Raw genomic sequence first — 9851 nt, 5'->3', positions numbered from 1 at the left:
GGTCCCCATCGTCTAGAGGCCTAGGACATCACCCTTTCACGGTGAGTACCGGGGTTCGAATCCCCGTGGGGACGCCAAAACAGCGTAAATAATTGATCAAGCCGCCATGAAGCGGCTTTTTTGCATTTTGGTCATCGTTTTCGACGGTTTATCTCAAAAATCGTACCTGTCCCCGCCTTTTTTCTACACTCGCTTTTTTCCATTCAGATGTCGTGCCTGTTTGCGGGCAATCTGGTCTGGGCGAGTGTCGATGGCGTCGTAGCGCAGGCTTCCGCCGAGTACATGGCGGCGCCGCAGGTGGTTGGGCTGTCGGTCGGAGTTATCCATGCCGGTAAATCTTATGGCTACCATTTCGGTAAGGCAAGCAAGCCGGATGACCGGACTATTTATCCCATCGCGTCGCTGACCAAAACGTTCACCGGATTACTGCGAACTCTATGCCAGCTTGCATGAAGTGAAGCTGGCCAATACGGTGGCATTGGAGCTGGATCAGCGCAACATCGCCGCACCCTGAGCTCCGCCTTTGCTGTCATTCTTGCAACATGCTATCCTGCACGGTATCGCAAATTGAAAGAATTTTGAATGGCAAAAATTATTATCAAGCGCAAGAAAGCGCTGTGGCAGGACAGGGCGCGTAGATACAGCATTCTCGTCGACGGCAAGGAAGTTGCCAGTGTGTCGAATGGCGCCGCAGTTGAGATCGAGGTCGAGCCCGGAAGGCATGTGGTGCAGATGAAAATCGACTGGTGCAACTCGCAGGAATTCGATGTCGACGTCGGTGCTGAGCAAGCGGTGACACTGGAATGCGGGCCGAATGCCTCGCCATTCCTGGCCTTGTTCTACATCACGCTTTGGAAAAACAAATACATCTGGCTGCGCGGCGCTAGCGCAACCTGATTTGGGAGTCGAGTTTGGGTTTATCTACAGCGGGAATGGCATTTCGGCCGGGCGCTTCAACCTTGCACGAGCAAGAGCTGGTGCAGGTGGTGTTTGGAAGTAGTCCTATCCAATCATCCGAAACACAAAAGTCTCTTGATATCCGCTTGCCTGGCAATGTCGCAGTCGAATCGAAGAATGGTGTGACCTTTCTTTATAACGGCGAGATAGCCGGGAAAATTCTGTTTGAGGGTCAGGCGCTGGAGCCTGCCGTGTTTGCGGCACTCGGGGCGCCGGAGCTGGTGCTTGTTTTCTGCCATTACGAATCAGGCGACTCGTTCGGCTACGCCATCATCAAAGATGGCGTCACGGTTCGCTCGCGAGTCCATACGCAGGACAAGACAACGGATCACGGCGTGCCGGATGCATATGAGTTGCCGTGGCTGCAGGCGGAGCCGTTTGTTGAGGAAGAGGGCGAGCCCCCGGTCTACCGCAATCTGAAAACCTGCGAGGTGGCATCGGAGTCTTACGTCACGGCGTATTTGCTGGCAGAGGTGACGAACGCCAGCTTTGGCTTCGCTCCTTGGGATGACTGGAATTACAAGACCAGCTTTAATCACTATGGCAAGCCGCCGCCTGTTGCGAAAGCGTGGTGGAAGTTCTGGTGACTGGAGCGCAGCGCACCTGAAGAATTAAAAGCCGCGATGAAGCGGCTTTTTTTTATGTCTTAAGCGCAGGCTTTGCCGTGATCGGCGCGGTTGCCTTTGGCGACTGCTTCCGATTCGCTCATGTATTCGCCGGCCTTGGTCTTGCCGTACCAGCGGCCGCCCGGGCAGTGATATACCTTCGAATCCGTATTGACCCAGACTTTGCCTGAGCCGCCACCGGCCGTTGCCTGTGCTGCGGCTTTCGCTGGTTTCATTGCGGGCGCCGGTGCTGCGGCAGGGGCGGGCGCGGCTGCTGGCGCGGCAGCGCCGGCTTTCTTGTCGACGCCGCCATGTCCGCGGCAGGCGCCTTTCAAGGTCGCGCCGCTGTATGGCGTGCCATCTTTGCAGGTGGCGGTAACGGTGTCCGCCTTGGCAGGCGGCGTTTGGGCATGGGCAGAGAAGCAGCAAGACAAAGCAAGTACGGCTGAAAACAGTATTTTTTTCATGACGAACTCCCAGCGAGCACGGAAATACGTGCGTGCTCTGATGGTATTGGAATTTTTCGATTCCCTCTTCCTTCTTGTTCAGCCCGCCGTCATACTTGTTGTTTTCCCATCGTCGCGCTTGCTATGAAACTCAGCCTCAAACTCCCCCTCGCGTTTATTGCCGTCCTGCTGGTGGCGATAGTGGCCGGACTCACCGGTATTTACAGTCTGAATCGCGTCGTTGTCGACTCCGGCAACACGGTGCAGGACAACTTTGCCCGCGAACGCGCGGTCGGCTATATCGCCGTCGCTTACAAGGCAGAAGTGCTGCATTGGAAAAATATGCTGCTGCGGTCCGCCGATGCGGCTTCTCAACAACAGGAGTGGAGTGCTTATCTGGCGGCCGAGGCGGAGGTCGATAGCAAGGCGCGCGCCGTGTTGGCGCAACTGGATGGCGATGCGCGCCGCACCATGACGCGCTTTGTCGAGCTGCACGCGCAGCAGCGCGCACGCTACACCGCAGCGCGCGCCATGCTGGCCGATGGCGGCCCAGCGGCAGCGGATGCCAGCGTGCGCGGCATCGATGTCGAGCCAGCCAACCTGCTGGCGGAAAGCATCGGCCTGCTGACCAAGTCCAGCGCCGCGATCACCGAAGAAGCAGCGGCGAGCGGTTCGCACACGGTCACGGTGACGACGGTGCTGATGCTGGTGCTGGCTGCGGTGGTGGTGGCGGCCAGCCTGGCGCTGAGCCGCGCCATCATTAACCCGCTACAGCGTGCGCTGGCAGTGGCGCAAGCGATTACGCGTGGCGATCTCAGCGGCCGCAAGCCGCCTCCACGTCCAGACGAACTGGGCCAGATACTGACCGCGCTCGGCGAGATGACCGCTAGCTTGCACCGCATCGTCACCCAGGTGCGCGGCGGTACCGAGGCGATTGTGGCGGCGTCGGCGGAGATCGAGGCCGGCAATGCCGACCTGTCGGCGCGCACCGAGCAGCAGGCGGGCGTGCTCGAAGAGACCGCCGCGTCGATCGAAGAACTCACGGCCACCGTGCGCCAGAATGCCGACAACGCCGATCAGGCGCGCGAACTGGCGGCAGGGGCGGCCGCCGTGGCGCAGCGCGGCGGCGAGGCGGTGGCGCAGGTGGTGGCCACCATGTCCGGCATCCAGAAGGCGGGGCAGGAGATGGGCACCATCATCGCCACGATTGATGGCATCGCTTTCCAAACCAATATCCTGGCCTTGAATGCGGCAGTTGAAGCGGCGCGCGCCGGCGAGCAGGGGCGAGGCTTCGCTGTGGTGGCGGGCGAGGTGCGTACTTTGGCACAGCGCAGCGCCGAGGCGGCGCGCCAGATCAAGGGCCTGATCGAGGCGTCCAGCGAACAGATCGAGCAGGGTGGCGTACTGGTTGACCGCGCAGGCGCGACCATGACTGAGCTGGTGGGCAGTGTCAGCCGTGTCAGCGACATCATTGCGGAGATCAGCCACGCCAGCCAGGAGCAGCGTGCCGGTATCGAGCAGGTCAATCATGCCATCGGCGATATGGACCAGGTGACGCAGCAGAATGCGGCATTGGTGCAGCAGTCCGCCGCAGCGGCAGGCGCGATGCGCGAACAGGCGGCTGGCCTGGCGAAAGTGGTCGATGTTTTCGAGCTGAAGCGCGCGCGTTACTGAGGATGGCGCGAATACGTTGCAGGCCTGCCAATCTTGCTGTGATTTTTCAGCAAAAACAAGGGTTTGCTATTGCGTTCGGGGAAGAGCGCTGCCATAATACGCGCCTTGGAAATGTCCCCATCGTCTAGAGGCCTAGGACATCACCCTTTCACGGTGAGTACCGGGGTTCGAATCCCCGTGGGGACGCCAAAAGACATTTCCAAATCAAGCAGCACAAGGCCAGTACGGACAGTTTCTGTCCCCATCGTCTAGAGGCCTAGGACATCACCCTTTCACGGTGAGTACCGGGGTTCGAATCCCCGTGGGGACGCCAAATACATTTCCAAATCAAGCAGCACAAGGCCAGTACGGACAGTTTCTGTCCCCATCGTCTAGAGGCCTAGGACATCACCCTTTCACGGTGAGTACCGGGGTTCGAATCCCCGTGGGGACGCCAAATCATGCAAAAAGCCGCCTTGTGCGGCTTTTTGCATTTCTCAGGTATCATCCAGCCTCGATTTTTCTGCTTGCCCGTCATGACCCCATTCCGCCGCCTCGATCTGTTCTGCCGTGTTGTCGACAACTACGGCGATATCGGTATTTGCTGGCGCCTGGCCAAGCAGCTGGTGCGCGAACATGGGCTGGCGGTAACTTTGTTCGTGGACGATCTGGCCAGCTTCCAGCGCATCTGCCCACCGGTCGACACGGCGGCCGAACGCCAGGCAGTGGATGGCGTGACCGTACGCCATTGGCGCGGCCAGGACGGCGTCTACGGCAAGGAAGAGGTGGCCGATATTGTGATCGAGTTCTTCGCGGTCGATCTCCCGCCCGGCTACATCGATGCGATGGCCCAGGGCGAGCCGCGCCCGGTGTGGTTCAACCTGGAAGGCCTGACGGCCGAGGAGTGGGTGGAGGGCTGCCACCGGATGCCGTCGATGCAGCCGCGCTCGATGATGAAGTATTTCTTCTTCCCCGGCTTCACCGACAAGACCGGCGGCCTGCTGCGCGAGGCCGAACTGGAACAGCAGCGCTTGCAGTTCCAGCCGGCGCCATTCCTGCATCAGCTGGGCCTGAGCGAGACCGAAATCGCAGCCACCAAGATCTCGCTGTTCTGCTACCCGCATGCGCCGGTGTCGGCCATGTTCGAGGTGTGGCAAAGCAACGCTCAGCCCATCACCTGTCTGGTGCCGGAGGGCGTGGCGGCCGACGCGGTGCGGGCCTTCACCGGCGGCGAAGGCGGGGCGGGCAGCGTTGCCACGCACGGCGCGCTGACGGTGCGGGTGCTGCCGTTCGTGCCGCAGCCGGACTACGACAAGCTGCTGTGGGCCTGCGACCTCAACTTCGTGCGCGGCGAGGATTCCTTCGTGCGCGCGCAGTGGGCCGGCAAGCCCTTTATCTGGCACATCTACCCGCAGGACGAAAACCTGCATCACAAGAAACTGCGCGCCTTCCTGCAGCGCTACGCCGACGAACTTCCCGGGCTGGCCGGGTTCGCGCTGCGCTGGAACGGCGCCCCGGTGCATGGTGAACCTGACAACTGGGCGGCCTCCTGGGCTGCGCTGGCGGCCGAAACCGGCGCCGCCACGGCCCGCGCCGCTGCATGGCAGCAGCAAATGCTGGCGCACGGCGACCTGGCCACCAATCTGCTGGCATTTGCCGCCACGCTGAGATAGGCGCTTGGCTAAAAAACAGGTACAATGCCGGGTTTAGCTCTGTACGGCTTTTTTTCGATCAAACGTCAGGCGACGATGATCTTTACGCAACCACCTTATTAAGTAAAATCGCTATGAAACCAGCAAAAGAAATTCGCGTCGGCAACATCATCATGGTTGACGCTAAGCCATTCATCGTCCTGCGTTCCGACGTCAACGGTTCGAGCCGCACCGGCTTCACCTACAAGTGGAAAATGAAGAACCTGCTGACCAACGCTCCATTCGAAAGCGTGTTCCGCGGTGACGACAAGTTCGACGTAGTGGTTCTGGACAAGAAGCCAGTGACCTACTCGTACTTCGCCGACCCACTGTACGTGTTCATGGATGCTGACTACGAACAGTACGAAATCGAAGAAGAAAACCTGGGCGACGCCCTGAACTACCTGAAAGACGGCATGGAATGCGAAGCCGTGTTCTACGACGGCAAAGCGATCTCGGTTGAACTGCCAACCACCATCCAGCGCAAGATCATCTACTCGGAGCCAGCAGTTAAAGGCAACACCTCGGGTAACGTGACCAAGGAAGCCAAACTGGAAAACGCCATCGAAGCCAAGCAGTTCACCATCCAGGTGCCACTGTTCGTGTCGCAAGACGACGTGATCGAAATCGACAGCCGTACCAACGAATTCAAGAAAGTTGTTCGCGGCTAAGCGATAACTTTTTAATAAGAGGCACGCCCGCGCAAGCCGGCGTGCTTTTTTTTTACCATTTTTGTGGCAAAAGTTATAAGCTGCTGCTATATTTATTTATGCAGCGCAACAAACCACTCACGAGGATGGCATGAACCGCAGGGATTTGGTAAAACTCGGCACTCCGCCGGTCAAACAGCTGGGCACCGGCGGCATCCTCGACGCCGGTGTGGGAGAGCAGCGGCGTTTGATGGAGGCGGGCAAACTGACGTCGCACTGGCTGACGTCGCAGTACCTGACCCGGATCAAGCTGGCCAGCAAGTCAGGGATCGAGATCCATCCGCATGCGCTGAAAAACGCGCTGGACATGGACCGCGAGCGCAACCTGAAGCGGGCGCGCGGCCCGCTGCACGGCATTCCGGTGCTGCTCAAGGAGGGGGCCGATCTGTTGGCGGTGCAGCTGCAGGCGGCCGGCATGGTCATCATCGGCAAGATCCGCCAGGATCAGCTGTCAGCGTTGACGCTGTCGGCCATCCTGGGCGTGGAGATGAGCGACCCGATCATGCGCGAGCCCGACGCCGCGATTCAGGCGGCGCTGCTGGATCTGAAATCGCGCGGCGTGCAGATGATCGACAAGGCGGTGAGCGCGCTAGTGTTTCAGCACGTGGCGGAAAGTGGGCTCGATGCCCATCGCATGCAGGTGCCGGACGATATCTTCCAGCGTAGCGTCCTTCAATAGCAGGCCGTCGTTGGACGTGGCCACGGCTGGCGACGATGGTGCGGATACCGGCGCGGCGCCGTGCTTGCGCTGCAGCGTGGCCAGTGCCTGCTGATACTCTTCTGTGCTGATGCTGCCCAGGCGTTCGAGGAACGCCGCTTGCGCAGCTTCCGGCGGCATCATCTCCAATCCCAAATCCTCGGCCAGTGCGCCGCCCATGCTCGGGTTGATGAACGCGGCCCACAAGCCGGTGGCGCGATTCTGCACCGGCGGCAAATCCACCTGGCTGCGGCCGAAGTCAATTTCCTCATCTTCAAAGTAAGCCTTATGCAGCAAGGCGAGGAATTGTTTCGCCTGCGCTTCCGGCAACGGCTGCGCCAGCGACAGCCACAAACGATAGCATTCGCCGCCGGACACACTGACCGCCGGCGCAGGCAAGCCAAGCTCGGTCTGCAGCGCATTGGCGACGTCGCACAGGCGCGCCCAGTGCTGCTCATCGGCGGCCTTATGGAAGTCGATCACCAGCGTGCGCACCATGCCGTCCTTGACCAGGTCGATCGACGGCGCGTCGTGCTGCTGGCCTGCGAACAGGTAAAGTCTTTGTAGTTCGGATGTTAATTTTTGCATACTTCCATTGTACTATGCGGTTTGTCGCAGCCGTGGCGCTGCATCACCCGAGGAGTATTCATGCGTAGCATTGCTTTTGCAGTATTGGCGTTGAGTGCAGGTTGGACGATGGCGAGCGAGTTTGCGGTACCGCATCGCTACGATGTTGGTGGCGGCCGCAAAATGCATATGTACTGTAGCGGCAAAGGCCCGCTTACCGTGGTGTTTGACGCGCCGTCCGGTGACGCCGGCTGGTCGTGGTATCGGGTGCAGCCGGAAGTGGCGAAGCACGCGCGCGCCTGCGTGTTCGACCGCGCCGGTCTTGGTTTCAGCGATCCGGTTAAAACGCCGAATACTTCGGAAAGCGTGACGGCCGACCTGCACAAACTGCTGGCCGCCGCCGGCGAGAAGGGACCGTACGTCATGGTCGGCAATTCGCTGGGCGGCGCTAACGTGCAGGTGTTCACCTACCGCTATCCGGCCGAGGTGAAAGGGCTGGTGCTGGTGGAGGCGCAGCATGAAGATGAAACGGCGCGCCTCGACAAGGTCACAGGCGGCAAGATCAAGGATATTTATACGATGGTCGAGGGACAGGGCCAATACTGCCTGGCTGCTGCCAAAAAAGGATTTGGCAAGGATGCCGAGGCGAAGAAGAATTGCATCGGCGAGCCGTTGAAGACTTTCGGGCCGTCGTTGGGCGCAGCCTTGCTGGCTTCCGAGTCCAGGCCGTCCTACTGGCAGGCCAACGTGGCGGAATACGCGGCGATTGCCACCAGCGATGAACAGCTGCGCAAGCTGCGCCGCCCGTTCGGCGACATTCCGCTGGTGGTGCTTACGCGCGGGGTGAGCCCGTATGCCGTACCGGGGCAGCCACAAAGCCCGATGAACAAGGCGTTTGAAGACGAGAACTTCGCGGTACAGAAGGAGTTCACCAAGCTGTCCACCCGCAGCACGCAACGCGTGGTGGCCGGCGCCGGCCACGTGATTCAGGCCGAGAAGCCGGAAGCGGTGGTCGACGCCGTGCTGGAAGTGCTGAAGCAGGTCACACTGTAACGCCCAGCTCATGCAGGATCTGCTCCTTCATCTGCTGCAGCTCGGGGTTGGAGAGCTTGCGCGGATGCGGGTGCGGTACTTCAAACACGGCCTGGATGCGGGTCGGGCGCGGCGACAGCACCAGCACGCGGTCGGCCATGAACAAGGCTTCTTCCACATCGTGCGTGATGAGCAGCACGGTGTGGCGCTCTTCGCCGAGGATGCGCAGCAGTTCGTTGCGCATCTTGAGGTTCATCAGCGCGTCCAGCGCGGAGAAGGGTTCGTCCATGTACAGGATCTCCGGCTTGACCACCAGCGCCCGCGCGATCTCCACCCGTTTCAGCATGCCGCCCGAGAGTTCGTGCGGATAGCTGTTTTCAAATCCTTTAAGGCCGACCATCTCGGCATAGTGGTCGGCCAGCGCGGCCTTGTCGCCGTGGCCGTCGCCGGTCAGGCCGAACATCAGGTTCTGCTGGACGGTCAGCCAAGGGAACACGGAGCCGTGCTGCGAGATGGCGATGCCTTTCGGGCTGGGGCCGTGCCGCACCGCGCCGTCGATGCGCACATCGCCTTCGCTGGCCGGCTCGAAGCCAGCGATGATCTTCATCAGCGTCGACTTGCCGCAGCCCGACGGGCCGACGATGGCGACGAATTCGCCATCCTTGACGGACAGGCTCACGCCATCCACCACCGGCAGGCCTTTGAAATTCTTCTTGATGTTGTTGACGACGATCTTAGCGTCCATAGCGCCACCTTACCGATTTGAGTCCTTCGAGCTTGCGCATCACCACGTCCAGTATCAGGCCGATGACGCCAATGATGATCATGCCCGCCACCACCAGGTCGTAGCGGTTGCCGGCGTTGCGCGAGTCCATGATGAGATAACCAAGGCCGGAGCGCAGCGCGATCATCTCCGCCGCCACCACCACCAGCCAGGCCACGCCCAGCGCGATGCGCATGCCGACGATAATCTCGGGCAGCACAGCGGGAACGATCACCTGCCGGAACAGCACATAGCGCGACACGCCGAAGTTTTCAGCCGCGCGCAGGTAGCGGCGTTCGATGGTGTGGACGCCGGCGGCAGTCTGCACGATCATCGGGAACACCGAGGCGATGAAGATCAGGAACACCGGCGACAGGTTGCCGACGCCGAACCACAGGATCGCAATCGGAATCCACGCGATCGGCGAGATCGGGCGCAGGATCTGGAAGATAGGGTTGAGCGTGATGTAGGCGCCGTCCACACGGCCCATCCACAGCCCGAGCGGAATCGCCACCAGCGCGGCGAGGCCGAAGCCGCAGCCGACCCGGAACAGCGACGCGCCGATGTGTTCCCACAGCGTGCCGTCTTCCATCAGCTCCAGCGTGCCGGTGACGACCTGGCCCGGCGTGGGGAAGATTACGCTCTCGGTTTGCACCACGATCACCCACCAAAGGGCGATCAGTGCGATCAATACCGCCAGCGGCGGCAGGATGGTCTTGAGTTTTTCCAT

Annotated in this window: 12 protein-coding genes and 4 tRNA genes; 12 read left to right on the top strand and 4 right to left on the bottom strand. The window is 60.7% G+C overall.

Annotated features, from left to right (window positions below; all coding sequences use genetic code 11):
• Position 1: 1 nt before the first annotated feature.
• The 4 genes from BMZ70_RS09635 (at position 2) to BMZ70_RS09620 (ending at position 1544) form a co-directional block, all read left to right on the top strand.
• Positions 2 to 77, top strand: a tRNA-Glu gene (locus BMZ70_RS09635).
• Positions 78 to 207: 130 nt separating this feature from the next.
• Positions 208 to 453, top strand: coding sequence for a serine hydrolase (locus tag BMZ70_RS29305; protein ID WP_092272931.1), 246 nt, complete (start codon positions 208 to 210; stop codon positions 451 to 453).
• A gap of 129 nt (positions 454 to 582) precedes the next feature.
• The gene (locus BMZ70_RS09625; RefSeq protein ID WP_092272928.1) at positions 583 to 897 is read left to right on the top strand and encodes a hypothetical protein; all 315 of its coding nucleotides are present in this window, start codon (positions 583 to 585) and stop codon (positions 895 to 897) included.
• Between the two features lie 62 nt (positions 898 to 959).
• The gene (locus BMZ70_RS09620; RefSeq protein ID WP_130300821.1) at positions 960 to 1544 is read left to right on the top strand and encodes a hypothetical protein; all 585 of its coding nucleotides are present in this window, start codon (positions 960 to 962) and stop codon (positions 1542 to 1544) included.
• A gap of 59 nt (positions 1545 to 1603) precedes the next feature.
• On the opposite strand, the gene BMZ70_RS09615 is transcribed toward BMZ70_RS09620, so the two are convergent.
• Positions 1604 to 2029 (bottom strand): hypothetical protein, encoded by a 426-nt coding sequence (locus BMZ70_RS09615; RefSeq protein ID WP_092272922.1) that lies wholly within the window; start codon positions 2027 to 2029, stop codon positions 1604 to 1606.
• A 123-nt stretch (positions 2030 to 2152) separates the two neighbouring features.
• Between BMZ70_RS09615 and BMZ70_RS29195 the strand changes: the two genes are divergently transcribed.
• From BMZ70_RS29195 to BMZ70_RS28795, 7 genes are all read left to right on the top strand, one after another.
• On the top strand, positions 2153 to 3682 hold the full coding sequence (locus tag BMZ70_RS29195; RefSeq protein ID WP_092272919.1) for a methyl-accepting chemotaxis protein: 1530 nt from the start codon (positions 2153 to 2155) through the stop codon (positions 3680 to 3682).
• Between the two features lie 113 nt (positions 3683 to 3795).
• Positions 3796 to 3871, top strand: a tRNA-Glu gene (locus tag BMZ70_RS09605).
• A 48-nt stretch (positions 3872 to 3919) separates the two neighbouring features.
• A tRNA-Glu gene (locus BMZ70_RS09600) sits at positions 3920 to 3995 on the top strand.
• A gap of 47 nt (positions 3996 to 4042) precedes the next feature.
• Positions 4043 to 4118, top strand: a tRNA-Glu gene (locus tag BMZ70_RS09595).
• Between the two features lie 79 nt (positions 4119 to 4197).
• A complete protein-coding gene (gene earP / locus BMZ70_RS09590) occupies positions 4198 to 5334 on the top strand; it encodes an elongation factor P maturation arginine rhamnosyltransferase EarP (protein WP_092272916.1) in 1137 nt (378 codons plus the stop codon).
• Between the two features lie 113 nt (positions 5335 to 5447).
• Positions 5448 to 6023: an elongation factor P gene (locus BMZ70_RS09585; RefSeq protein ID WP_092272913.1), complete on the top strand. Its 576-nt coding sequence runs from the start codon at positions 5448 to 5450 to the stop codon at positions 6021 to 6023.
• Positions 6024 to 6153: 130 nt separating this feature from the next.
• Positions 6154 to 6741, top strand: a complete 588-nt coding sequence (locus tag BMZ70_RS28795) for an amidase family protein (RefSeq protein ID WP_229205355.1) — start codon at positions 6154 to 6156, stop codon at positions 6739 to 6741.
• Here the strand turns inward: BMZ70_RS28795 and BMZ70_RS09575 are convergent.
• Entirely contained in the window at positions 6652 to 7347 is a 696-nt protein-coding gene (locus BMZ70_RS09575) for a hypothetical protein (protein ID WP_092272910.1), read from the bottom strand. The two genes, BMZ70_RS28795 and BMZ70_RS09575, sit on opposite strands and share 90 nt — an antisense overlap.
• 60 nt (positions 7348 to 7407) lie before the next feature.
• Here BMZ70_RS09575 and BMZ70_RS09570 point away from each other — a divergent pair, with 60 nt between their 5' ends.
• On the top strand, positions 7408 to 8379 hold the full coding sequence (locus tag BMZ70_RS09570) for an alpha/beta fold hydrolase (protein WP_092272907.1): 972 nt from the start codon (positions 7408 to 7410) through the stop codon (positions 8377 to 8379).
• Here BMZ70_RS09570 and BMZ70_RS09565 read toward each other — a convergent pair.
• Both BMZ70_RS09565 and BMZ70_RS09560 read right to left on the bottom strand, forming a co-directional pair.
• Entirely contained in the window at positions 8369 to 9103 is a 735-nt protein-coding gene (locus tag BMZ70_RS09565) for an ABC transporter ATP-binding protein (protein ID WP_092272904.1), read from the bottom strand. The genes BMZ70_RS09570 and BMZ70_RS09565 overlap by 11 nt on opposite strands.
• Positions 9093 to 9851 carry an ABC transporter permease gene (locus tag BMZ70_RS09560; protein ID WP_092272901.1) on the bottom strand — a complete coding sequence of 253 codons (759 nt, stop codon included), beginning with the start codon at positions 9849 to 9851 and terminating at the stop codon, positions 9093 to 9095. Before BMZ70_RS09560 ends, BMZ70_RS09565 begins: the two co-directional genes overlap by 11 nt.

This window comes from Duganella sp. CF402 (genome assembly GCF_900109645.1).
Classification (GTDB): Bacteria; Pseudomonadota; Gammaproteobacteria; order Burkholderiales; family Burkholderiaceae_D; genus Rugamonas.
This window is presented reverse-complemented; position numbering and strand designations above follow the sequence as displayed.

Bases quoted from the DNA above. Each gene is read 5' to 3' on its own strand.
- BMZ70_RS09565 (WP_092272904.1), bottom strand. From the start codon at position 9,103: ATGGACGCTAAGATCGTCGTCAACAACATCAAGAAGAATTTCAAAGGC.
- BMZ70_RS09570 (WP_092272907.1), top strand. From the start codon at position 7,408: ATGCGTAGCATTGCTTTTGCAGTATTGGCGTTGAGTGCAGGTTGGACG.
- BMZ70_RS09625 (WP_092272928.1), top strand. From the start codon at position 583: ATGGCAAAAATTATTATCAAGCGCAAGAAAGCGCTGTGGCAGGACAGG.
- BMZ70_RS28795 (WP_229205355.1), top strand. From the start codon at position 6,154: ATGAACCGCAGGGATTTGGTAAAACTCGGCACTCCGCCGGTCAAACAG.
- BMZ70_RS09575 (WP_092272910.1), bottom strand. From the start codon at position 7,347: ATGCAAAAATTAACATCCGAACTACAAAGACTTTACCTGTTCGCAGGC.
- BMZ70_RS29305 (WP_092272931.1), top strand. From the start codon at position 208: ATGTCGTGCCTGTTTGCGGGCAATCTGGTCTGGGCGAGTGTCGATGGC.
- BMZ70_RS29195 (WP_092272919.1), top strand. From the start codon at position 2,153: ATGAAACTCAGCCTCAAACTCCCCCTCGCGTTTATTGCCGTCCTGCTG.
- earP (WP_092272916.1), top strand. From the start codon at position 4,198: ATGACCCCATTCCGCCGCCTCGATCTGTTCTGCCGTGTTGTCGACAAC.
- BMZ70_RS09585 (WP_092272913.1), top strand. From the start codon at position 5,448: ATGAAACCAGCAAAAGAAATTCGCGTCGGCAACATCATCATGGTTGAC.
- BMZ70_RS09560 (WP_092272901.1), bottom strand. From the start codon at position 9,851: ATGGAAAAACTCAAGACCATCCTGCCGCCGCTGGCGGTATTGATCGCA.
- BMZ70_RS09615 (WP_092272922.1), bottom strand. From the start codon at position 2,029: ATGAAAAAAATACTGTTTTCAGCCGTACTTGCTTTGTCTTGCTGCTTC.